At 71.2% G+C, this 23015-nt stretch carries 23 protein-coding genes; 7 read left to right on the top strand and 16 right to left on the bottom strand.

The window, feature by feature from the left end:
- The 4 genes from VGN50_RS08615 to VGN50_RS08600 all read right to left on the bottom strand — a co-directional run.
- A partial coding sequence (locus VGN50_RS08615; RefSeq protein ID WP_327444337.1) for an aconitase family protein occupies window positions 1-910 on the bottom strand: 910 nt, incomplete at its 3' end.
- A 59-nt stretch (window positions 911-969) separates the two neighbouring features.
- Window positions 970-1431 carry a thioesterase family protein gene (locus tag VGN50_RS08610; protein ID WP_327444336.1) on the bottom strand — a complete coding sequence of 154 codons (462 nt, stop codon included), beginning with the start codon at window positions 1429-1431 and terminating at the stop codon, window positions 970-972.
- Between the two features lie 24 nt (window positions 1432-1455).
- Window positions 1456-2742 (bottom strand): class I SAM-dependent RNA methyltransferase, encoded by a 1287-nt coding sequence (locus tag VGN50_RS08605; protein WP_327444335.1) that lies wholly within the window; start codon window positions 2740-2742, stop codon window positions 1456-1458.
- Window positions 2732-4690 carry an APC family permease gene (locus tag VGN50_RS08600; RefSeq protein WP_327444342.1) on the bottom strand — a complete coding sequence of 653 codons (1959 nt, stop codon included), beginning with the start codon at window positions 4688-4690 and terminating at the stop codon, window positions 2732-2734. The genes VGN50_RS08605 and VGN50_RS08600 overlap by 11 nt, the downstream gene beginning before the upstream one ends.
- A gap of 127 nt (window positions 4691-4817) precedes the next feature.
- Here VGN50_RS08600 and VGN50_RS08595 point away from each other — a divergent pair, with 127 nt between their 5' ends.
- Together VGN50_RS08595 and VGN50_RS08590 are read left to right on the top strand one after the other, a co-directional pair.
- A complete protein-coding gene (locus tag VGN50_RS08595) occupies window positions 4818-5486 on the top strand; it encodes a TrkA family potassium uptake protein (RefSeq protein WP_327444334.1) in 669 nt (222 codons plus the stop codon).
- 15 nt (window positions 5487-5501) lie between these two features.
- Window positions 5502-6185, top strand: coding sequence for a TrkA family potassium uptake protein (locus tag VGN50_RS08590; RefSeq protein ID WP_327444333.1), 684 nt, complete (start codon window positions 5502-5504; stop codon window positions 6183-6185).
- Here the strand turns inward: VGN50_RS08590 and VGN50_RS08585 are convergent.
- Genes VGN50_RS08585 through VGN50_RS08565 form a run of 5 tightly spaced genes read right to left on the bottom strand, consistent with a single transcriptional unit; the run spans window position 6158 to window position 8887 of the window.
- Window positions 6158-6898 carry a DUF3159 domain-containing protein gene (locus VGN50_RS08585; RefSeq protein ID WP_327444332.1) on the bottom strand — a complete coding sequence of 247 codons (741 nt, stop codon included), beginning with the start codon at window positions 6896-6898 and terminating at the stop codon, window positions 6158-6160. The two genes, VGN50_RS08590 and VGN50_RS08585, sit on opposite strands and share 28 nt — an antisense overlap.
- Complete coding sequence (locus tag VGN50_RS08580; protein ID WP_327444331.1) at window positions 6888-7289, bottom strand: OB-fold nucleic acid binding domain-containing protein; 402 nt, start codon at window positions 7287-7289, stop codon at window positions 6888-6890. Before VGN50_RS08580 ends, VGN50_RS08585 begins: the two co-directional genes overlap by 11 nt.
- A gap of 8 nt (window positions 7290-7297) precedes the next feature.
- Window positions 7298-8059 (bottom strand): DUF3710 domain-containing protein, encoded by a 762-nt coding sequence (locus VGN50_RS08575; RefSeq protein ID WP_327444330.1) that lies wholly within the window; start codon window positions 8057-8059, stop codon window positions 7298-7300.
- A 7-nt stretch (window positions 8060-8066) separates the two neighbouring features.
- On the bottom strand, window positions 8067-8543 hold the full coding sequence (gene dut / locus VGN50_RS08570; protein ID WP_327444329.1) for a dUTP diphosphatase: 477 nt from the start codon (window positions 8541-8543) through the stop codon (window positions 8067-8069).
- Between the two features lie 44 nt (window positions 8544-8587).
- Window positions 8588-8887, bottom strand: a complete 300-nt coding sequence (locus VGN50_RS08565; RefSeq protein ID WP_154683785.1) for a DUF4193 domain-containing protein — start codon at window positions 8885-8887, stop codon at window positions 8588-8590.
- A 322-nt stretch (window positions 8888-9209) separates the two neighbouring features.
- Between VGN50_RS08565 and VGN50_RS08560 the strand changes: the two genes are divergently transcribed.
- Window positions 9210-9395, top strand: coding sequence for a hypothetical protein (locus VGN50_RS08560; RefSeq protein WP_327444328.1), 186 nt, complete (start codon window positions 9210-9212; stop codon window positions 9393-9395).
- Between the two features lie 18 nt (window positions 9396-9413).
- Here the strand turns inward: VGN50_RS08560 and VGN50_RS08555 are convergent, their stop codons facing one another.
- Genes VGN50_RS08555 through VGN50_RS08545 form a run of 3 tightly spaced genes read right to left on the bottom strand, consistent with a single transcriptional unit; the run spans window position 9414 to window position 12062 of the window.
- A complete protein-coding gene (locus VGN50_RS08555) occupies window positions 9414-10292 on the bottom strand; it encodes an inositol monophosphatase family protein (RefSeq protein WP_327444326.1) in 879 nt (292 codons plus the stop codon).
- 1 nt (window position 10293) lies between these two features.
- Window positions 10294-11430 (bottom strand): ferrochelatase, encoded by a 1137-nt coding sequence (locus VGN50_RS08550; RefSeq protein ID WP_327444325.1) that lies wholly within the window; start codon window positions 11428-11430, stop codon window positions 10294-10296.
- The gene (locus VGN50_RS08545) at window positions 11427-12062 is read right to left on the bottom strand and encodes a trimeric intracellular cation channel family protein (protein ID WP_327444324.1); all 636 of its coding nucleotides are present in this window, start codon (window positions 12060-12062) and stop codon (window positions 11427-11429) included. Before VGN50_RS08545 ends, VGN50_RS08550 begins: the two co-directional genes overlap by 4 nt.
- A gap of 93 nt (window positions 12063-12155) precedes the next feature.
- Between VGN50_RS08545 and sepH the strand changes: the two genes are divergently transcribed.
- Complete coding sequence (gene sepH / locus VGN50_RS08540; RefSeq protein WP_327444323.1) at window positions 12156-13427, top strand: septation protein SepH; 1272 nt, start codon at window positions 12156-12158, stop codon at window positions 13425-13427.
- Between the two features lie 26 nt (window positions 13428-13453).
- On the opposite strand, the gene VGN50_RS08535 is transcribed toward sepH, so the two are convergent.
- Genes VGN50_RS08535 through VGN50_RS08520 form a run of 4 tightly spaced genes read right to left on the bottom strand, consistent with a single transcriptional unit; the run spans window position 13454 to window position 18636 of the window.
- A complete protein-coding gene (locus tag VGN50_RS08535) occupies window positions 13454-14128 on the bottom strand; it encodes a thymidine kinase (protein WP_327444322.1) in 675 nt (224 codons plus the stop codon).
- A 36-nt stretch (window positions 14129-14164) separates the two neighbouring features.
- Complete coding sequence (locus VGN50_RS08530) at window positions 14165-15313, bottom strand: alkaline phosphatase family protein (protein WP_327444320.1); 1149 nt, start codon at window positions 15311-15313, stop codon at window positions 14165-14167.
- Window positions 15314-15330: 17 nt separating this feature from the next.
- A complete protein-coding gene (locus tag VGN50_RS08525; protein WP_327444319.1) occupies window positions 15331-15930 on the bottom strand; it encodes a DUF5998 family protein in 600 nt (199 codons plus the stop codon).
- Between the two features lie 42 nt (window positions 15931-15972).
- Window positions 15973-18636, bottom strand: a complete 2664-nt coding sequence (locus tag VGN50_RS08520) for a GNAT family N-acetyltransferase (protein WP_327444318.1) — start codon at window positions 18634-18636, stop codon at window positions 15973-15975.
- Window positions 18637-18700: 64 nt separating this feature from the next.
- Between VGN50_RS08520 and VGN50_RS08515 the strand changes: the two genes are divergently transcribed.
- Genes VGN50_RS08515 through VGN50_RS08505 form a run of 3 tightly spaced genes read left to right on the top strand, consistent with a single transcriptional unit; the run spans window position 18701 to window position 22856 of the window.
- Window positions 18701-19324, top strand: a complete 624-nt coding sequence (locus VGN50_RS08515; RefSeq protein ID WP_327444317.1) for a nitroreductase family protein — start codon at window positions 18701-18703, stop codon at window positions 19322-19324.
- Window positions 19325-19378: 54 nt separating this feature from the next.
- Window positions 19379-21826 (top strand): DNA topoisomerase IV subunit A, encoded by a 2448-nt coding sequence (locus tag VGN50_RS08510; RefSeq protein ID WP_327444315.1) that lies wholly within the window; start codon window positions 19379-19381, stop codon window positions 21824-21826.
- Between the two features lie 19 nt (window positions 21827-21845).
- On the top strand, window positions 21846-22856 hold the full coding sequence (locus tag VGN50_RS08505) for a sucrase ferredoxin (protein WP_327444314.1): 1011 nt from the start codon (window positions 21846-21848) through the stop codon (window positions 22854-22856).
- The last annotated feature ends 159 nt before the right edge of the window (window positions 22857-23015 follow it).

Here is a 23015-nt window from a genome sequence, read left to right as displayed (position 1 = left end):
CGCCGTACTCCGGGGACATGTTCCCGAGCGTCGCCCGGTCGGCCAGCGGCAGCGCGGCCAGGCCGTCGCCGAAGTACTCGACGAACTTGCCGACCACGCCGACGCGCCGCAGGATCTCGGTCACCGTCAGCACGAGGTCGGTCGCGGTCGAGCCCTCGCGCAACGCCCCCGTCAATCGGAAGCCCACCACCTGCGGCACGAGCATCGACAGGGGCTGGCCCAGCATCGCCGCCTCGGCTTCGATGCCGCCGGCACCCCAGCCCAGCACGCCGAGGCCGTTGACCATCGTCGTGTGCGAGTCGGTGCCGACGCACGTGTCGGGGTAGGCGACCCCGTCGCGCACCATGACGGTGCGGGCGAGGTGCTCGATGTTGACCTGGTGCACGATGCCCGTGCCCGGCGGCACGACCTTGAAGTCCTCGAAGGCGGTCTGGCCCCAGCGCAGGAACTGGTAGCGCTCGCCGTTCCGCTGGTACTCGATCTCGACGTTCTTCTCGAAGGCGTCTGCCCGGCCGAAGACGTCGATGATCACGGAGTGGTCGATGACCAGCTCGGCCGGGCTCAGCGGGTTGATCCGCGCCGGGTCGCCGCCGAGGTCGGCCACGGCCTCGCGCATCGTGGCCAGGTCCACGACACAGGGCACTCCGGTGAAGTCCTGCATGATGACACGCGCGGGGGTGAACTGGATCTCCGTGTCGGGCTCGGCCTCGGCGTCCCACGAGCCGACGGCCCGGATGTGGTCGGCGGTGATGTTGGCGCCGTCCTCGGTGCGCAGCAGGTTCTCCAAGAGCACCTTGAGGCTGTACGGGAGGGTCTCGCTCCCCTCGACCGCGCTCAGCCGGTAGACCTCGTAGGACTGGTCCCCGACCTTCAGTTCACCATGGGCGTTGAAGCTGTTCGTGCTGGCCACTGGCTGGCTCCTTCGATGCTTTTGGTCGACTACGGTGTCATGCTCGATTTATCTTGACGTCAAGATACCACGTCGGTTGCGCCCTGCCTCTGATCCTGCTCCAACGCCGCGCGGAGGGAAAGCGGGAGCTCGCGCTTGGTGCGCTCGACCAGCCCTGCCGCCACATAGGTGATGGTCAGGACGGCGCACAGCTCGCCGTCTCCCTCGCGGTGGATCTCGTGCCGCAGCGTGAAGGAGGTCGTGCCGACACGCACCGGGCGCACGTGGATCTCGGCATGCTCCTCGGCGGCCAGGCTGGCCAACCACTCGATGTCGGCATGCCGCACGAGGGGCAACGCATCCGCGGCCATCGCCTGCTGGAGGCCGTACCCGCGCGATGCGAGATAGGCCAGCCGGGCGTCGTCGCACCACGCGAGGTACCAGGCGTTGAACACCACGCCCACCTGGTCCACCTCGTAGAAGTGCACCTCGACCCGGTGGGTGAACGGAACCTGCGCGTCGACGGTCTCGGGATCGGTCACAGGCAGCGAGCCTAGGTCACCGGGTCAGCGCCCGAACACGGCGATGCACTCCAGGTGAGCGGTCATGGGGAAGGCGTCGAAGGCCCGCAGCTCTCGGAGGTGGTAGCCACCTTCACGCAGGTATGCCGTGTCGCGGGCGAGGGCGGCAGGGTCACACGCGACGTAGGCGACCGCTCGCGGCTCCAGAGCCGTCACCTGAGCCACCACGCCCCGGCCCGCCCCTGTGCGCGGCGGGTCGAGGACCACGAGGTCGGCTCGCAGGGGCATCAGTGGGTGGCGACGCAGCTTGCGCGGCCGCTGCGCGCGGCGCGGCGCCGGGCCCGAACGGCTCGCCCGCGGCACCCCGAACGCGTCGTCGACGCGGGCCCGAACAGCCACGACAGAGGGGTATGCCGCGAGGTTGCCGGCCGCACAGGCGACCGCCGAGGCGTCCGACTCCACCGCGACCACGCGCCCCGCGTCGCCGACGGCCGAGGCGAGGGCCGCGGCGAACAGCCCGACACCGGCATAGAGGTCGAGGGCGGTCTCTCCCGGCTGGGGGTCGAGCAGGTCGAGCACCGTGTCGACGAACGTGGCCGCCGCGCCAGGGTGAACCTGCCAGAACCCACGTGCAGCCACTTCGAAGTCTGCCGAATAGCGTTGCCCTGCAAGGTGTTCCGTCACAGTGGGGACCGCGTCCGGCGAGGCGGGCAGAGGGACGGTCACGGGGTCGCCGGCGGAAGGCGCGACGACGTCCACGGCGTCGTGGCCGCTCCAGTCCCCGGTGAGCACCCCGGTCGCCAGCACTCTCGGGTCGGAGATGAGGCAGGTCTGCACGGGGACGACGGCGTGCGAGCGATGCTCGCGCAACCCAGCGCGCCCCGACGTGTCGACGGCGAACTCCACCCTGGTGCGCCAGCCCAGCCCGTCATGGTCGCCGGGCACGGGCTCGACCTGCACGTCGACCTCGATGCCGGCCAGCCGGGTGAACTGCTCGCGGACGACGGCCGCCTTGAGTTCCCGCTGGTAGGCGAGGTCGGCATGCTGCCAGTCGCAACCGCCGCACAGGCCTGGCCCGGCATACGGGCAGGGGGCGGGCACGCGGTGAGGGCTCGGGGTGAGGACCTCCACACAGTCGGCCCGCGCGAACCGGTGACCCGGCCGCGCCTCGGTCACCTGCGCGCGGATGCGCTCACCGGGCAGGGTGTGACGGACGAAGACCACCCGGCCCTCATGACGGGCGACGCAGAAGCCACCGTGGGCCACCGGACCCACGTCGAGCTCGACCAGGTCTCCCGCAGTCAGCTCGGCCGTGGCGGGCTCACTGGCCAAGACGGACCGCGCCAGCCGTGGGACCGTCGAAGCGCTCCTCCTGGCCCTCGGACGACGCCAGCTGCCACGGCACGCTGGCGACCATGACACCCGGGGTGAACAGAAGACGGCCCTTGAGGCGCAGCGCGCTCTGGTTGTGGAGCACCTGCTCGTACCACTTGCCGAGGACGTACTCCGGGATGTAGACCACCACGACGTCACGGGGGTGGCCCGAGCGCAGCGACTTCACGTACTCGACGACGGGGCGGGTGATCTCGCGGTAGGGCGAGTCGAGAGCCTTCAGCGGTACCGGGATGTCGCGCCGCTCCCACTCGTCCTGGAGGGCCTTGGTCTCGTCGGGCTCCACGTTGACTGTGATCGCCTCGAGCTTGGACGGACGGGTCGCCCGGGCGTAGGCCAGGGCACGCAGGGTCGGCTTGTGGATCTTGGAGACCAGCACGATGGCGTGCACGCGGCTGGGCAGCAGCTGGGCGGTGACGTCGTCCTCGCTCACCTGGAGCTCCTCGCGGACGCGCTCGTAGTGCTTGCGGATCCGCAGCATGATGAAGAAGAGGACGACCATCGCGGCGATGGCGTAACCCGCGCCGTGGACGAACTTGGTCAGCAGCACCACGAGGAGCACGAGGCCCGACATGGTTGCGCCGATCGCATTGATGACGCGGCTGCGCATCATGCGAGACCGGACGGCGGCCTCGCGCTCGAGCCGTAGGTGGCGGTTCCAGTGCCGGATCATGCCGATCTGGCTCAGCGTGAACGAGACGAACACGCCGACGATGTAGAGCTGGATCAGCTTGGTGACCTCGGCGTTGTAGAGCACGATGAGGAACGCCGCCGCCCCCGCCAGGATCAGGATGCCGTTGGAGAAGGCGAGCCGGTCGCCGCGGGTGTGCAGCTGGCGCGGCAGGTAGCCGTCCTTGGCGAGGATCGAGCCCAGCACCGGGAAGCCGTTGAAGGCGGTGTTGGCCGCCAGGATGAGGATGACCCCGGCCACGATGGAGACGAGGATGACGCCGGGGTGGAAGCCCTGGAACACCGCCTTGGCGACCTGGCCCATGATCGTGTCCTGGACATAGCTGCTGCCGACCGGCTTGCCGTCGCGCAGGAGCTGGGTCGCCGGGTTCTCGGCGTACTTGATGCCGGTCCACTTGGCGAGCATGAGCATCGACATCAACATGGTCACGGCGACCAGGCCCATCATCAGCAGCGTGGTCGCCGCGTTGCGGCTCTTGGGCTTCTTGAAGGCGGGCACGCCGTTGGAGATGGCCTCGACCCCGGTCAGGGCGGCACAGCCTGAGGAGAACGCCCGCAGCAGCAGGAACAGCATCGCGAACTGGCCGAGCGCACCGAAGCCGGGCTCCGGTGCCAGGGTCAGCCCGGCGCTCTCGGCGTGCGGCAGCGTGCCGCTGAGCTGCCGGACGAGGCCGACCGCGCCCATCCCGATGACGCTGACCATGAACATGTAGACGGGGAACGCGAACCACATGCCGGACTCACGGACGCCGCGCAGGTTCATCGCCGTGAGCAGCGCCACCAGGCCGACGGCGACCACCGCCTCATGACCACGCAGCATCGGCAGCGCGGCGGCGGCGTTCTGGACGCCCGAGGAGATCGACACGGCGACGGTGAGGACGTAGTCGACGAGCAGGGCGGACGCCACGGTCAGGCCGGCCCTCGGGCCCAGGTTCGTGGTGGCCACCTCGTAGTCACCACCGCCCGAGGGGTAGGCGTGCACGTTCTGGCGGTAGGACGCGACGACCACGAGCATGACGAAGACCACGCACAGGCCGATCTGCCACGAGTGCATCAGCGCGAGCAGGCCGCCGGCGAGGCCCAGGGTCAGGAAGATCTCGTCAGGGGCGTAGGCCACGGACGACAGCGCGTCACTCGCGAAGATCGGCAGCGCGAGCTTCTTGGGAAGCAGCGTCTCGCCAAGCCGGTCGCTGCGCATGGCGCGACCGACGAGCACCCGCTTGAGGACGCGTCCTGAGGTTGGCACGCCCACACTCTAGGCGGCCGGCGAGGCCTCTGCGCGGCACCCCACACCCCGGACTGTGCTCCGGTGTAGCGTCGGCGTCGTGCACTTCGTCATCATGGGTTGCGGCCGGGTCGGCTCGTCTCTGGCCGTGAGCCTGGAGAGCCAGGGACACGACGTGGCGATCATCGACCAGGACGAGACAGCCTTCCGTCGCCTGGGAGCCTCCTTCGAAGGCCGCCGGGTCACCGGGCTCGGGTTCGACCGCGACACCCTCACCGAGGCCGGCATCGACAAGGCCTATGCGTTCGCGGCGGTCTCCAGCGGCGACAACTCCAACATCCTCGCCGCGCGGGTCGCGCGCGAGACCTTCGGTGTGGAGCATGTCGTGGCCCGCATCTACGACCCCGGCCGCGCCGAGGTCTACCAGCGTCTCGGCATACCCACCGTGGCCACGGTGAAGTGGACGTCCGACCAGATGTTGCGCCGCCTGCTGCCGCAGGGCCACGTCCCCCAGCTGGTGGACCCCTCGGGTCAGGTCGTCGTCGCCGAGGTCGCGGTCAACCATGCCTGGGTCGGACAGCGGCTCACCGCGCTCGAGGCTGCCACCGGGGCCCGCACCGCCTACCTGACCAGGCTCGGGTCGGGGATCCTGCCAGGGCCGGATGCCGTCTTCCAGGAGGGCGACCTGCTGCACCTCGTCACGCTGGCCTCCGAGCTGGCCGGCGTCGAGCGCATCCTCGACGCCCCGCCCTCCCCGTCGGACTCCTGACAGAAGGACACAGCAATGCGAGTCGTCATCGCCGGGGCCGGCAGCGTCGGGCGTTCCATCGCCCGCGAGCTGCTGCACAACGGCCACCAGGTGCTCCTCATGGACCGCGAGCGCAAGGACCTGCAGGCCAGCAAGATTCCCGAGGCCAGCTGGCTGCTCGCCGACGCGTGCGAGATCACCGCGCTGCACGAGGCCGGGCTGGCCGACTGCGACGTCGTGGTCGCTGCGACCGGCGACGACAAGGCCAACCTGGTGGTCTCGCTGCTGGCCAAGACCGAGTTCGGCGTACCCCGCACCGTGGCCCGCGTCAACAACCCCAAGAACGAGTGGATGTTCGACGAGGCCTGGGGCGTCGACGTGGCAGTCTCGACGCCGCGACTGATGACCGCCCTGGTCGAAGAGGCCGTCAGCGTCGGAGACCTCGTGCGGATCTTCCAGTTCCAGCAGGGCAAGGCGACCATGGTCGAGCTCACGCTGCCCGCCGACAGCCCCTATGCCGGCAAGCGCGTCGGCGACGTGAGCTTCCCCGGTGAGACGGTGCTGGTCGGCATCATCCGCGAGGACCACCCGATCGCGCCCAGCCGGGACGACTCCCTCGAGCCCCACGACGAGCTGCTGTTCATCTCGACCCCGGAGTTCGAGGACGAGCTCGAGGCGATGCTCAGCCCCGGTCAGCGCGTCCCGCGCGGGGCGGACTGAACCGCCTCTGACCCTCCGGCGTCGGAGGCTGGCTGCTGGCCGGGCAGCAGCCAGCCCGGAGGTTCCTGAGGCGTGTGCCCACGCATCAGCATGGACGCCATCACCGCGAGGGCGGCCAGCCACAACGGCCACCCGAGGGCGACGCTCGCGACGCCGAGCCAGGCCACCTTGCCGGCCACGTAGAGCGGGACCATCACGGCCACGCGCACGGCATACAGGACGACGAGCACGACGGTCAGCCGCTGGCAGACCCGCACCAGGCCACGGTCGCGGCGCCAGCCGAACGGGTCCTCGGCCAGGTGCTGGGGGTCTCCGGCGGCGACCATGAACCCCACGACGGGCCAGCGCAGCAGCACCGAGGCGAGCGCACCCACGCCGAACGCGGAGCTCTTGAGCATGCCGGGGAGGAAGGCGTCCTGGGCGCGGCCGGTGCGCAGGACGAAGAAGGCCGCCACCGACGTGGCCAGCGCAGCGGACAGCACGAACTGCACACTCTGCCGCTGAGCCAGGCGGACGAGCGCCAGGACGAGGACGACGACTCCGGCCGAGACGAGGGCGGTCCTCGCGTCGTGCCGCCACGACCACAGGGCGACGAAAGCCAGCGTGGGAACGGCCGCCTCGAGCGAGCCGCGCCAGCCGCCCAGGACCGCCGAAAGCCGATGCCGGATGAGGGCCTCGACCGTGGGCACCTCGGCCGCGACCTCAGTGGGCACGAGGCGGGACGATCTCGTATGCCGGGTTGAAGATGGTGGGGACCCCCCGGGTGTAGGTGACCCGACCGGTGGCGCGTAGGTAGCGGCCGGGCTCGACACCGCCGATGGTGCGGCGGCCCAGCCAGACGAGGTTGATGGTTCTGCTGCCGTCATAGAGGTCCACGACCAGGGCCGGGACGGTGACCCGTGGACGCAGGGTGATCGCTCGCACCGTGCCCGAGACGGTGGCCACCTCGCGGTCGACGAGCTCGTTCATGGGGGTACACCCCATGCGGACCGAGTCCTCCTTGAGCTCGTCGGCCTCCAGCTGGGTGACGGACTTGGTGAGCCGCTCCCCCAACCTCGCCAGCGGGTTGCGCTGCCGAGTCTCGCCCGTGCTGTGCACAGCCATGACCGTACCTACCTGACCTCGGTGATCTCAGGCCCGCGCTCGAAGGGGCGCAGCTCGTCGTCGGTGGCGGGCTCGGACGACGGCATGGTCGCCTCGTCCGGAAGCCGCAGGGGCAGCATCTCGCGAGGCGCCATCGCGGACTCGCCGCGGACGACGACCGTGTCGCGGACTACCGCCATCAGGGGGCCGGCCGCGTCGTCGTCGATGGCCGCACGCCCGGAGAACACCGCACGAAGGAACCAGCGGGGCCCGTCGACGCCGACGAACCGGGCGGGGGCGAACACCGTGCGGCCGTCGGGACCGGCCGAGGGCATGCGGGTGCGCAGCTCCGGGCCGAGCTCACCTCGCACCTCGTCTGCGGTGCCGCCCTGGCTGACGATGGACTCGGCGATCTCGGAGCGGATGCCGTCCCAGACGCCCATAGTGCGAGGGGCGGCGAAGGCCTGCAGCTGCACGGCAGAGTCGGCGATGACCGCTGTGGCCCCGACCACCTGCTGGGCCTGCTCGTCGACCTCGAGCCGCAGCTCCATGTCGGCCACGCCGCGGATCCGCAGCGCACCCAGGTCGAGCCGGCCATCGTCGCGAAGGTCGACCTCGGAGGCATCCCACGGCCCGGCGGGCGCGGCACCCGCGGAAGTGGTGGTCTCCGCCGCCTCGGCGGGCTCAGCCGGCTCGGCCGGCCGTGCGGTCCCGACGGACTCCTGCGACGCCTCCTGCGTGTCCTCCGCAGCGTCCTGCGTGGTGTCCTTGTTTCGCCGGAAGATGCTCACTGGTCGGTCAGTCCTTCGTTGGTAGGTGCGCGCCGAATCCGCCACTGGCGCCATGTCCAGTGTCCCCCCGCGAGGTCTCGTCGAGCGAATCGACCTCGACGAACTGCACGGTCGCGACCTGCTGGACGACCAGCTGGCCGATGCGGTCCCCGCGCCGCACGGTGAACGGCTCGCGGGGGTCGAGGTTGACCAGGTTGACGAGGATCTCGCCGCGGTAGCCTGCGTCCACGGTGCCCGGCGCGTTGACGATCGTGATGCCGTGCCGCGCAGCCAGTCCCGAGCGTGGGTGGACCAGGCCGACGTAGCCCGGCGGCAGAGCGAGCGCGACGCCCGTCGGCACCAGCGCCCGCTCCCCGGGATCCAGCGTCTGGTCGGCCGCAGCGTGGAGGTCGACCCCGGCGTCGTGAGGGTGGGCATAGGCCGGGACCGGCAGACCCCGATCCAGGCGCCGCAGCGGGACGTTGACGCGAGAAGGGCCAGTCACGGGGACTGACCCTAGCTCGCGGCGTTCGTGCCCGCGCGGGGGTGTCAGGCTGCGCACTCCCGGCAGACCATCTGCCCGTTGACCTCTTTGGCCAGCTGGCTGCGGTGGTGGACGAGGAAGCATCGCGAGCAGGTGAACTCGTCAGCCTGGCGGGGCAGCACTCGGACGGAGAGCTCCTCACCGGACAGGTCGGCACCTGGCAGCTCGAAGCCCTCGGCCTGCTCGGTCTCGTCGACGTCCACGCTGGACGCGCTCTTGTCGACGCGACGGGACTTCAACTCCTCGATCGAGTCCTCGGACAGCTCGTCGTCGGTCTTGCGCGGCGCGTCGTAGTCAGTCGCCATGTTCGCTGTCGCTCTCCCTGTTTCTCTTGCTTCGTCGGTCCGTCTGGGGTCTCCGGGGGACCTGTCGCCGGTGTAACGCAGATCGCGCTGGTTTTGTGCCCACCGCAGGCGGGGATTGTGCCCTATGGACGAGCGAGCGTCATCATCCGGTCCACCCCTGGGATGGTGGTTGTTCAGGAGACGGTCTGCGTTCACCAATCGTTCACCCATCTCGGCCGACCCCTGATCGCCATTCGTCAGCTTGCCCCCGTAGAGTCCTACCTCCGGCCCGACCCAGACCGACCCGTGCGGACGCGACTCCGCACACCGAGAGGGGTGCATGATGACCGAGTTCCACTCCGAGATCAGCGAGCGCGCAGCCCACGCTCTCCAGTCCCTGCAGAGCGCCCAGGAGTCCGGCGACGACTACCTCGTCAGCGTCCGCGAGGCAGAGCTCGAGGGTCTCGCCCGGCTGGCGGCCGAGCACGGCCTGCGCATCCCCGCCCTCGAGCGCTACACCGCCGCCTGAGCGCCCCCAGCCGATCGCCTAACCGATCTCTGCACCCACTGCCTCGACGGCAGCACGAAGCACCCTCTCTAGCGCACCGTGCAGCAGCGGTGCACCAGCCACGACCATGGCGCCCGAGGGCGGAGCTCCGGCGAGCCCGGTGACCGCGCCGCCTGCCTCGGTGACGACCAGCCAGGCAGCTGCCATGTCCCAGGCGTTCAGACCCCTCTCGAAGTAGCAGTCGAGACTGCCCGCCGCCACCGCGCAGAGGTCGAGGGCCGCGCTCCCGATCCGGCGGATGTCGCGCACCTGTCCGATCACCTCGGCCAGCACTCGCCCCTGCCAGACGCGTCGCCGCGCGTCGTACCCGAAGCCGGTCCCGACCAGTGCCTGGCCCAGCTCGGGCGGCTCCCCGAGGCGCAGCGCCTCGTCCGGACCCGAGGCCACGCGTCGCCAGGCCCCACCGCTCAGCCGGGCGTGGAACGACTCCGCGGTGACGGGGTTCACCACCGCTCCCGCCACCGGGCGCCAGGCGCCGGCCGTGGCGGGGTCGCCGACGACGGCCGCGACCGACACGGCATACGAGGGGATGCCGTAGAGGTAGTTGACGGTGCCGTCGATGGGGTCGACCACCCACGTGATCTGCGACCGGGTGTCGGCACCGCCCTCCTCCTCGCCCAGGAACCCGTCCTGCGGCCGGGCGGAGTGCAGCCGGGAGCGGAGCAGGTCCTGAGCCCGCTGGTCCATGACGGTCACGATGTCGGTGGCTGTGGACTTGGTGTGCGACACCCCGAGGTCGTCCGGTCGCTCGTCGACGATGAGCCGACCCGCCTCGAGGGCCAGCTCCAGGGCCAGCCCCTCGAGCTGCTCGAGCTCCTGCGCCGAAGGCACGGCGAGGTCGGCCGCTCCGGTCCCCATCTCAGCCCTCCCCGCACAAGGCGGGCTTCGCCTCGCGCAGGTTGGGGCAGCAGCCGACCGGACACCTGGACGGCAGGGCCCTGCCCTTCGGCCAGGCCGGACGGGACGGGTCCTCCCCCCTGGCCTCGGCGGCCCGCTCCTCGAGCAGGTCGACCAGACCGGACACGAACTCGTCGTCGACCCCCACCGTCGGCACGCGCGCCAGCCGCAGCCCCAGCCGCTCGGCCGTCGCGGCCGCCTCGGTGTCGAGGTCGTAGACGACCTCCATGTGGTCGGAGACGAAACCGATCGGGGCCAGCACCACCGCCACGGCACCCTCGGCGGCCAGCTCCTCGAGCCGGTCGTTGACGTCCGGCTCGAGCCAGGGCTGGCTGGGCGGACCGGACCGCGAGCAGAACACCAGCTCGCCGTCGAGGTCAGTGTCCAGCGTGGCGTTCACCTCGCCGGTGATCGCCGCACCCAGCGCGACGTGCTGGCGGGCGTACGCGTTGCCCTCGGAGTCGCCCGGCCCGGACGTGTCGTCCATCGCCGTGGGGATGGAGTGGGTCACGAACAGCAGCCGTATGCCGGACGGGTCGACTCCCTCGCGCAGCAGGCCGCGCACGGCGTCGGTGACCAGTCGGGTGTTGGCCCGCGCGAAGCCCGGGTGGCTGACATAGGGCCGCACCTTGTCGATCTCGACGCGGTGGCCCTGCTCTGCCGCCTGCTGCTGGGCCGAGGCGAGGTCCTCGCGGTACTGGCGGCACGAGGAGTAGGACGAGTAGGCGCTGGTGATGATGGTGACCAGCCGGCTCAGGCCCTGCTCGGATGCCTCGACCAGGGCGTCGACCGTGAACGGGGTGAAGTTGCGGTTTCCCCACACCACAGGCGTGTCGATCCCGCGGCGGTCGAGCTCGGCGCGCAGCGCGGCGATCAGGGCGCGGTTCTGGTCGTTGATCGGGCTGCGGCCCCCGAAGCCGTAGTAGTGCTCACCGACCTCCTCCAGACGCTCGTCCGGGATGCCCCGGCCCGCGGTCACCGTGCGCAGGAAGGGCAGGACGTCCTCCGGCTTCTCTGGGCCGCCGAAGGAGAGCAGCAGGATGCCGTCGTAGGGCTCGAGGGGGCGCTCGCCATCGTTGCTCGCGTCAGGGGTGCTCATCTGGCTTCTCCGGTTCGTAGAGGCTTGGGGGCGTGGACATCGAGGAGGACGGCCACCATCCGCAGGGCGAACACGAGCGCGACGCATCCCCACAGGACCAGCGGTGAGACAGGGCCGAAGTGATGGGCGGTGACGACCAGGGTCGATCCGAGCAGGGCCGGCAGCGCGTACATCTCACGGCGCAGCACCTCCGGCACCTGGCCCGCGAGGAGGTCGCGCACGATACCGCCGCCGACCGCTGTGATCCCACCGACGATCACCGAGGCGAGGGGGCCCATCCCCGCCGCGAGGGCCTTCAGGGACCCGCTGACCGCGAACACCGCCAGGCCCGCCGCGTCGAGCACGCGCACGAACCGGGAGATGCGCTCGACGCCCGGGTGGTAGACGAAGGTGACCAGGCCCGCGACGACGGCCGAGCAGATCAGCCGCCAGTCCGAGATACCCACGGGCGGTCGGGCCCCGATGAGGACGTCGCGCAGGACTCCCCCACCTAGAGCCGCCGCGCCGGCCAGCACCAGGACGCCGAAGAGGTCCAGCCGCTTCTTGACGGCGACAAGGCCGCCGGACAGCGCGAACACGAACACTCCGACCAGGTCGAAGGCCAGCTGGAGGTTCGAGTCGTAGGTGATCATCGCGAGTCAAAAGTACCGTCGCGGCGTGGTCGCTTTCGCGGGGAGGCCCGGGATGGCAGAGTCAAGGGCGATGTGGCGATACGGGAGAAGGCAATGCGCGATCTGCGGCTGATCGGTGTCCATGAGGACGGCCAGCACCTGCTGCTGTCCGATTCCGAGGGCGAGCGGTACCGCGTGCTTCTGGACGAACCGCTTCGGGCTGCGGCCCGACGCGACCGTCCGCGGCTCGGCCAGCTCCAGATAGAGATCGACGGGGGTATGCGGCCCCGCGACGTTCAGGCGCTGATCCGGGCCGGGCTATCGGCCGAGGAGGTCGCCGACCGGGCCGGGTGGACCGTCGAGAAGGTGCGGCGCTACGAGGGCCCCATCCTTGCCGAGCGCGAGCACGTCGCCGGCCTGGCGCGCGGGGTCCGTCTGCGTGGGCGCGGCGTGAGTGGCTCGAGCGCCCCCACCCTGTCGGCTCGGGTGAGCCAGCGCCTATCCGGGCGCGGGGTCGACCCCGCCAGCGCCGAGTGGGACTCGGCCCGCAGCGAGGGCGGGGACTGGACCGTGGTGCTGACGTTCCCCGCCGGTGGCAGGGAGCGGCAGGCGCGGTGGGCGTTCGACCTGCAGTCCCGCATGGTCTCGGCCGTGGACGACGAGGCTCGCTGGCTCAGTGAGGATGACACCGCGGCGGCCGCATCGCCCTTGCCCGCACCACACCTGGTCTCCGCTCCGGTGCGTGCCACGACCGTCTACGACGTCGAGGCCGAGGGCGGTGTCGAGGGCAGCGGCCGGCGGCGCCCCCCGGCCGTGCGGACCGAGGAGCCGGTCGACCTGATGACGGCCATGCGTGAGCGGGCCTCACACCGGGGCCGGCCACGGCGCCGCAGGGAGGCCGCTACGCACACGCCTCTGGACGCAGCACCCCGCGAGGATGCCCTGCCGCTGGAGGAGCTGGCCTACGACCCCGAGTCCATGCCCCCGCCTCCCGGCGCGCGCGGACCACACCCGCTCGATGACCCCTCAGCCGAGACCGACGCGGGTCCGGCGGAGCCCTCCGAGTCGGCTCAGCCTTCCGAGCCCTCCCAGGCGGTCGCGCCTGCGCCGGAGTCGGGAGGGACCGAGACCGACGACCCGGCCGCTCCCGACTTCGGCGACGACGTGCTGCCTGCGGCCGACGACCCGCGACCTGAGGATGCCTCACCACCGGCGGACCACCGCCGCGCCACTGAGTCGGCCGGCACTGCCGAGCCCTCCCCCACAGCCTCCCCAACACCCCCCGCGAGGCAGGGCGCTGCGACCAAGCGGCCCGCCAAGAAGAACGGCCGCCGTAGCGTGCCCAGCTGGGACGACGTCATGTTCGGGGCCAAACCCCAGGACTGACCCGACCCTGCGGAAGCCCGCGCCCGCTACTGCTGGGGCAGGGGGCAGACGTCCAGGTCGAACGGCAGCACCTCGGGCGAGGAGGCGGCAGCGCGGGCCGCCGCGGAGTTCATCCGGCGCATGAAGTGCCGACGGCACAGCACCTCGTACTCCACGACCGTCTTCGGGCCGGAGACCGTGTCTCCCACGACCACCTGCTCGCCCTCGACGACCATGGCACCGTCGACGATCCGAGCGTTGTGGGTCGCGCGGCGGCCGCACCAGCACAGTGCCTCCACCTGGAGCACCTGTACACGGTCGGCCAGCTCGATCATCCGGCGCGACCCGGGGAACAGCTGGGTGCGGAAGTCGGCGGTGATCCCGAAACAGAAGACATCGATGCCCATCTCGTCGACGAGCTTGGCCAGCTGCTCGACCTGCGCAGGCGCGTAGAACTGCACCTCGTCGCAGATCAGGTAGTCGACCCGGTGACCCGAGGTCGCATGGTCGACGACGGCGTCCCAGAAGTCGAGGTCGTCGGACACCTCACGGGCGGGTGTCGACAGACCCAGCCGCGAGGAGAGCACCTCGCTGCCCGCGCGGTCGAGCTTGGTGTAGATCAGCCCCGCACGACCCCGCGCCCGGTGGTTGTGGTCCATCTGGAGCGCCAAGGTGGACTTCCCGGAGTCCATCGTGCCGGAGAAGAAGACGAGCTCAGCCACGAGAGGACACCCTAGGCGCTGGCCGGTTCGACGCGGTCACCCGCTGTCTCGAGCCGCCACGTGGAACAGGGGGACGGCCGACTCCTCGGCGGTGAGCGACCCGTGCAGCCCCACGAGTGCCAGCAGCTGGGGCCGCGCCCGCCGCGAGTCGACGATGGCGAAGTTGTCGCGCATCGCCACGACCACGTCGCCGATGCGCGCCAGGTTGTCCGGACCGACAGGGCCGAACCAGCCCTGCGCGACGGCCTGGTCGCGGCTCCGGATCCAGGCGCGCTCGCCCACCCGCTCCCGCCAGGTCTGCTCGACATCGGCGGCGGCGCCGGGCTCGCAGTAGAGCTGCAGTGCCCGCGCCTCCCCGCCGGCGTGACGGATGCCGGCTGCGAGCTCCGCGTCATGGGCCAGGTCGATCCGCAGGGCGTGCGGGGCATCGACCATGCCGTGGTCGGCCGTCACGTAGACCGCGGTGTCGCTCGGCACCGAGCGCACGAGCCGCGCCAGCTCGCCGTCGATGGCGGCGAGCTCCTCACCCCACTCCCACGACTGGCAGCCGTGCACGTGCCCGACCTTGTCGAGGTCGCCCCAGTAGAGGTAGACGAGCGCGCGACGATCTGCCCTCAGGGCGGTCAGGGACGCGTCCACCCGGGCCGCGAGGCTGTCGGCCGCCCGGAACCGTCCGCCGCGCACGGCGGCCTGGGTCAAGCCGGAGCCGTCGAAGAACCCCGGCCCCACCCGGGTCACCGCCACCCCGTCGCTCTGCGCGACCTCGAACACGGTCGGATGGGGCTGCCACGCAAGGGGGTCGGGGCCGTCCTCCCACGAGAGCTCGTTGACGAGCCGGTCCTCCCCCGGCACCAGCACCTCGTAGCCGAGGAGCCCGTGACCACCAGGGGGAAGCCCGGTGCCGAACGTGCCCATCGACGTGGCCGTCGTCGACGGGAACCCCGCCGTGAGCCGGTATGCCGCGGGCAGCAGCGAACGCAGGAAGGGCGCGTGGCCGCCCCGGCGGCGGATCAGCTCGTAGCCAAGGCCGTCCACGAGCACCACCACCGCGCGTCGCGCCGAAGCGAGCGCCAGGCCGTCACCCTCGGCATACCTCGTGACCCCAAGGCTGGCCGCGATCGCCGGGAGGACGGCAGCCAGGCCCCACTGGTCGTAGCGCGGTGGCAGCAGGCCGTCGTGTGGCATCGAGCTCGGCACTGGCCCTAACGGCCGATGCTGGCGGACAGCTCGCGGGCGAAGTCGAGCGCCTGCCGGAAGGCGGCCTCTCCCTCGGCATCCGCGCTGATCCGCAGCGAGATGTCGTCGGAGGCGATGCTGCCCTCGTAGCCATGGTCGGCATCGCAGTCGGGGTCGGCGCACGACGCCGGCACGAGGTCGAGCCGGCTGACCGCTCCCCAGCCGAGGGTCAGGGTGATCTCACGGCCGAGCGACCCCGGACGGTAGTCCTGGGGGTTGGCGACGACATGGGTGAGCATGACGCCCCGGACCGCGCTCAACGGGACGCTTTCGGTCGTGGCGGTGGCGAGGTCCTCGTGCTCGGGACGGTCGTCGGTGTGGTCGTCGGCATGGGCGATGACGAGCCGCGTGCCGGTCACGGCCAGGACGGTGATGTGGCGGCGGACGGCGTCCTGGTCGAAGGTCGTCTCCTGGTGGACGAGGTGAGAGACGACCAGCTCGTCGCCCAGCGCGGCCTGCACGACATCGGTCACGAGCGCGGGGTAGTACCCGGCGCTGTCGATGGCGCGCAGCAGTTCGTCAGGCAGAGGCGCCAGTGACGCTCGGGCGGAGGAGGTGGAACCCATGGGTCCATCTTGCCCTAGGTCCTCGTCCCAAGCCGCCGACACCTAGGTCAGCGACCGCCGGCCCGGGTCCTTGCGCCGAGGCGCAGCGGACAGAACGATCTCGGCGTCGAGCACATCCACTCCGCCCGGATGCGCGTTGACCGGGTTGAGGACCAGGCTGGCGACATCGGGCAGGTTGTCGGCCAGCACCGAGGCGCGGGCGATCAGGTCGGCGAGCGCGGCCCGGTGCACTGGAGCGGCCCCGCGGTGACCATGGAGCAGGGGCGAAGCCTTGACTGACGAGATGAGGTCGGACACGTCGACGTCGGTCAGCGGGGGGATGCGGTGGCCGATGTCGCCCAGCAGCTCGGTCGGCGGCCCGGCGATGCTGAACGACACCACCGGCCCGAAGAGCGGGTCCTCGTCGGTGCGGACCACGCAGGAGACGCCGGGGTTGGCCATCCGCTGCACGACGAACTCGTTGGCGGCCAGGGGCGCCAGGCGGTCGTGGAGGGTGGCGTACGCCTCGCGCAGCTGGCCGGCCGAGCCCAGGTCCACGCGGATGCCGGACAGCCCGGGCTGGTGGCGCAGCGACGGTGCGACCGACTTCAGCACGACCGGATACCCGAGCCCGTCCGCAGCCCGGACAGCGTCCTCGACGCTGCCCACCGGCACGCTGGGCCACACCTCGATGCCGTACGCGCCGAGGAGCTCGGTCACCTCCGGCGGCTCGAGTCGACGGCCCTCAGGCGCCTCGGCGAGGACCCGTTCGACCACAGCCTCGGCGGCCTCACGGTCGATGCCCACCGGACGAACCGGAACGCCACGGTCGCGGGCCCGCCATTCGGCATACCGGGTGGCAGCCGCCAGCGCCCGCACCGCGTCCTCGGGCATGGCGTAGGCAGGGACCGCCCTGAGCTGACCGTCCTCGCGCGTCCCGGAGAGGCGCTCGACCACTCCGCGCATGCCGAGAAACGTTGCCAGACAAGGCTTCTGGCCGGCTGCCGCGGCGTCACGGACCGCGGAGGCGACCTCCTCATCGAGAGTCACCAACGGTGGGATGAAGCAGGTGACCACGCTGTCGACCTCGGGGTCGGCGAAGGCCGCTGCCAGGGCCTCGGCGAACTGCTCGCCGCGCGCCTCGCTGGGCAGCGAAACCGGGCCGTGCGCCACCTCGAGATCCCAGCTGATGCAGGCCTCAGCCGTCAGCGCACCCAGCGCGTCGGAGTTCCCGACGATGGCGACGCGGTTGCCCTTGGGGAGGTCCTGGTGGGCCAGGAGCTGGGCCACGTCGAACATCTGGTGGACGTTCTCGACGCGGATGACGCCCGCCTGGCGGAGCATCGCGTCGAACGCCTCGGGTCGCACCCGGGTGGGGCGAGCCCGGTGGCCGGGCGGCACTCCATAGGACGAGACCCCGGACTTGACCACGATCACCGGTTTGGTGGAGGCGAGGCGGCGGGCGATCCGCGAGAACTTGCGAGGGTTGCCCATGGACTCCAGATAGAGCCCGACGACATCGGTGTCCTGGTCGTCGATCCAGTACTGCATGAAGTCGTTGCCGGAGACGTCGACGCGGTTGCCCGCTGAGGCGAACACCGAGATGCCGAGACCGCGGCGGGCCGCCGACGCCAGCACGGCGATGCCCAGGGCGCCACTCTGCGCGAACAGCCCCATCCGGCCCGGCGGCGGCAGCTCGGGCGCGAGCGAGGCGTTGAGCCGCACCGCCGGGTGGTTGTTGATGACACCGAACGAGTTCGGACCGAGGACCCGCATGCCGGCCCCGCGGGCCGCCGCCAGCAGCCGGGTCTGCAGCTCCTGGCCGGCCGGTCCCGCCTCGGCGAAGCCCGCGCTGAGGACCAGGAGCGTCTTCACCCCGGCCCGGGCACAGTCCGCGACCACGTCGGGGACCTCCTCGGCGGGGACCGCCACGACGGCCAGGTCGACCTCCTCGGGGATCTCGCTGACCTTGGCGTAGGAATGCAGCCCCAGTACCTCCATCGCCTCCCGGTTGACGGCATAGACCGTGCCGTTGAAGCCACCAGCCTGGATGTTGGACAGGATGTGGTGCCCGATGGAGTCGGTGCGCCGACTGGCCCCGACGACCGCGATCGAGTCGGGGAAGAGCACCGAGTGCATGCTGACCGACTCGGCCCGGTGCTCCCGGGAGAGCCGCACTGCCTCGGACCGCTCGGTCGGCTGGATCTTGAACCGCAGGGTCACCACGCCGTCCTCGAAGCGGCGGTCGACCTCGTAGCCGGCATCGGAGAAGACCGAGATCATCTTGCGGTTCTGCGGGAGCACCTCGGCGGTGAACTCCTCGACGCCGGCCTCCCACGCGATGACCGCCAGATGCTCGAGCAGGACCGACCCGATCCCCTTGCCCTGGTAGGCGTCGGAGATGTTGAACGCCACCTCGGCGGTGGTCGGCGTGATGCGGTCGTAGCGCCCGATGCCGATGATCTGCCCGTGCACGGTCGCCACGAGGGCGACCCGGTCGTGGTAGTCCACGTTGGTGAACCGGGTGACGTCACGGTCGCTGAGGCGGCGCAACGGGGCGAAGAACCGCAGGTAGATGGACTCGTCCGACTGCCCTGCGTGGAACCGGTGGACCGCCTCTGCGTCAGCCGGGGTGATCGGCCGCAGGTGCGCCACGGACCCGTCCCGCAGCACGACGTCCGCCTCCCACCGTGCCGGGTAGCCGGGTGGGTGGGCCACCTGTGTCATGGGGAAACGATCTCATGGCCGGACCCTGCGACGCGCCGGGATCCCACTGCCGCAGGATGGGCCCATGGAGTTTCGGGAGGTCGTCCGCCGTCGGCGCATGGTGCGCAGGTTCGACGACTCGCGTCCGGTGCCTCCCGAGGTGCTCAGGCGGGCTCTGTATGCCGCCCAGCGGGCTCCCAGCGCGGGGTTCAGCCAGGGGTGGGACTTCGTCGTCCTGGCCGAGCAGGCCGGTCGCGAAAGGTTCTGGGTGGCGGCCACGGAGCCCGAGCGGCCGCCCGACGCGTGGCTTCGGGGCGTACGGGCGGCTCCCGTCCTCGTGCTGTGCCTGTCCGATCCCGACAGCTACCTCGACCGGTATGCCGAGCCGGACAAGGGCTGGTCCGATCGCGACCCGGGCCGGTGGCCGGTCCCGTACTGGGACGTCGACACCGGCATGGCCGCGATGCTCATGCTGCTCACTGCGGTGGACGAGGGGCTCGGCGGGCTGTTCTTCGGCGTGCCGGTCGAGCGGCACGAACCGGTCCGTGAGGCACTCGGCATACCGGCGAACCGCCGCCTCGTCGGTGTGGTCGCCCTGGGCTACGAACGAGAGCGGACCCTCTCGCCGAGCCTGCGGCGAGGTAGGCGAGCCGAGCGCGATGTCGTGCACTGGGGCCGGTTCGGCGAGTCGGAGCAGACCCCCTCCTAGGCGTGGGAGAGGATGAGGCGTTCGCCCGGCTCACACCAGGAGTTGCACCCACGTATGGCCCGCAAGACGCTCACGCCGCCCGCTGACGACGCCGACTTCGTCGAGCGCGTCGTCGACATCGACGTCCAGGAGGAGATGCAGGGGGCGTTCCTCGAGTACGCGGTGTCCGTGATCCACTCCCGTGCACTCCCGGACGCCCGCGACGGTCTGAAGCCGGTGCAACGGCGAATCCTCTACTCCATGAGCGAGATGGGCCTTCGCCCGGACCGCGGCCACGTGAAGTCCTCGCGCGTCGTCGGTGACGTGATGGGCAAGTACCACCCCCATGGCGACAGCGCCATCTACGACGCCCTGGTCCGGATGGCCCAGCCCTTCACGATGCGGCTGCCGCTCGTCGACGGCCATGGCAACTTCGGCTCCCTCGACGACGGGCCCGCCGCCTCCCGATACACGGAGGCGCGTCCGGCTCCTGCCGCGCTGCTCATGACGGCCGGTCTCGACGAGGACACCGTCGACTTCGTCCCGAACTACGACGACCAGCTCACCCAGCCCGGCGTGATGCCTGCGGCCTTCCCCAACCTGCTGGTCAACGGCGTCAGCGGAATCGCCGTCGGGTTCGCGACGAACATGCCGCCGCACAACCTGGTCGAGGTCATCGGCGCCGCACGGCACCTGCTCGCCAACCCGACCTGCTCCCTGGACGACCTCATGAAGTTCGTCCCGGGGCCCGACCTCCCGCTCGGTGGGCGCATCGTCGGTCTCGAGGGCATCCGCGACGCCTACCTGAACGGCAAGGGCAGCTTCCGGACCCGCGCCACGTCCCGCATCGAGAAGGTCACGCCTCGGCGCCAGGGCATCGTGGTGACCGAGCTGCCCTATCTCGTGGGCCCCGAGAAGGTCATCGAGAAGATCAAGGACGCCGTCCAGTCCAAGAAGCTCCAGGGCATCTCGGACGTCAAGGACCTCACCGACCGCAAGCACGGCCTGCGGCTGGTCATCGAGATCAAGAACGGCTTCAACCCCGAGGCGGTGCTCGAGCAGCTCTACAAGCTCACGCCGATGGAGGACTCGTTCGCCATCAACAACGTCGCGCTCGTCGACGGCCAGCCGCGCACGCTCGGTCTCAAGGACCTGCTGCGCGTCTATGTCGACTTCCGCACCGACGTCGTGCGCCGCCGCACCGAGTTCCGGCTCGGGAAGCGCAAGGACCGCCTCCACCTCGTCGAGGGGCTGCTCATCGCCATCCTCGACATCGACGAGGTCATCCAGGTGATCCGCACCTCCGACGACGCGGGCATCGCCAAGGCCAGGCTCATCGACGTCTTCGACCTCAGCGACGCCCAGGCGACCTACATCCTCGACCTCCAGCTGCGGCGGCTCACCAAGTTCAGCCGAGTCGAGCTCGAGAACGAGAAGGCCGAGCTGGAGCGCCAGATCGAGGAGCTCGAGGCGATCCTCGGAGACGAGAAGCTCCTGCTCAAGACGGTGTCGACCGAGCTGGCCGAGGTGGCCAAGGCGCACGGCACGCCCCGGCGCACCGTTCTGCTGGAGTCGGCCGGCGTGCCGGCGACGACGAGCACGCCGATGGAGGTCGCCGACGACCCCTGCTGGGTGCTGCTCTCCTCCACGGGGCTGATGGCCCGGACCACCACCGACGAGCCACCGGCCGCCGAGGGGTCGCGGAGCCGTCACGACGCCATCGTCGGCGCCGTCCGGACCACGGCGCGAGGGGAGGTCGGCCTGGTCACCTCGCGTGGCCGGCTGGTGCGCCTGTCCGTGCTGGAGCTGCCCACGCTGCCGCCCACCAACGGGGCCCCGAGCCTGTCGGGTGGCGCTCCCCTGGCGGCCTACGTGGACCTGCCACGAGGCGAGGAGCCACTGACCATCGTCTCGCTGTCGCCCGACTCCCCCGGCATCGCGCTGGGGACCGCACAAGGCGTCGTCAAGCGCGTGTCCACCGACTATCCGGCCCGCGCGGACTTCGAGCTGATCGGGCTCAAGGACGGCGACGAGGTCGTGGGCGCCGCGCAGCTCCAGACCGGCTCCGAGGACCTGGTCTTCATCACGTCGGACGCCCAGCTGCTCCGCTTCGGCGCGGGCTCCGTCCGGCCGCAGGGCAGGCCGGCCGGCGGGATGGCCGGGGTCAAGCTCGCGGCCGGCCAGCGGGTCGTGTTCTTCGGAGCGGTCGACCCGCAGGGAGATGCCGTCGTCGTCACCTCCAGCGGGTCCTCGGGCGCGTTGCCCGGCACCGAGCCCGGCTCGCTCAAGGTGACCCCGTATGCCGAGTACCCGGCCAAGGGGCGAGCGACCGGTGGGGTGCGGTGTCACCGGTTCCTGCGCGGGGAGGACACCCTCGTGCTCGCGTGGGCCGGAGCCACTCCGGCACGTGCGGCAGGCGCCAACGGCGTGGCGATCGAGCTGCCGGAGGCCACGGGCCGTCGCGACGGCTCTGGCACCCCGGCCGCCGCTCCCATCGCCCGGGTCGCCGGCCCACCGCGATGACCTCGGGCGTGCCCGCTCGATGACCACCGGCCACGGCATCCCAGCGGCCGGCTCCTGCTCCGTCGCGTTCGACGAGGCGGGCGTGAGCGCCTACGGCACGGCCGCCCTCGCCCGGTTCTTCGTCGCCGTGGAACAGCCCGGGCCATGGGGGCGGGACGCGGCGACGCAGTCACACCTCCCCGCCGAGCTGGGCCGCGCTCTCGGCCAGGCCTGCGGGGAGCGCGGTGGCCGGCTCACGCTGCTGCGGCGCCCGGGCCGCCACGCCGACGACCACGCCGCCCACACCCACGGGGCCAGCGCCGCAGACGCGGGTCGCATCACGGCATACGCCGCCTGGGCCGGGGCCACGCCCTGGCTGCTGGAAGCGCGCCTGGACGATCCGGCGGTCCTCCTGGACCTCGACTACGACGCACTGGCCGAGGGCGACCAGGACGCGGTCACGGCCTCGCTGCGCGGTGCGTCTCCTGCCGCGCCGGTGCTGCTGGTGTGCACCAACGGCCGCCGGGACGTGTGCTGCGCGGTGCGCGGGCGGCCGGTGGCGCTCGAGGCCTCGGCCCAGGCGCCCGGACGAGTCTGGGAGGCCTCGCACACCGGAGGCCACCGGTTCGCACCGACGGGCGTCCTGCTTCCCTTCGGGGCCACCCTCGCCCGCCTCGACCCCACCCTGTGCCTCGACGTGCTCTCCCGCGCCGACACCGGCGAGCTGCCCGAGCGCGCCCTAGGACCGCTCCACGACCGCGGCCGCAGCAGCCTGGAGCCCGGGGCGCAGGTGGCGGAGTCCCACCTGCGTCACGTGCTTTCAGAGACCTCCCTGACCGCGCTGTCCACGCGGCCGCTCGCCGCCTCGGACCAGCTCGGGCTCGACGCCTCGGCGACCACAGGCACCCACATCTACCTCGTGACCCACCGCGACGGGCGTTCCTGGCAGGTCCAGTGCACCTCTGTCGCTCAGGACCCGCTGCCCGAGTCGTGCGGCAAGGCTCCGGTCCCCGTCAAGGCCTGGTCCGTCACCGTCGCGGCCTCCTCCTGACCCTCGCCAAACCGGCACTTCGGGCACCAGGGCGTTCGCCAGCCCCGAGTTATGCAATCGTTACCGCGAACAGTCCACGTTCGGATTGCGGCGCAGGAGCGTAAACGTTTACATGAGGACGGTTACCCTCAGCGCTGAGGCACGTCCGCCTCAGCACTA

This window comes from Pedococcus sp. (assembly GCF_036000045.1).
Taxonomy (GTDB): Bacteria; Actinomycetota; Actinomycetes; order Actinomycetales; family Dermatophilaceae; genus Pedococcus.
This window is presented reverse-complemented; position numbering and strand designations above follow the sequence as displayed.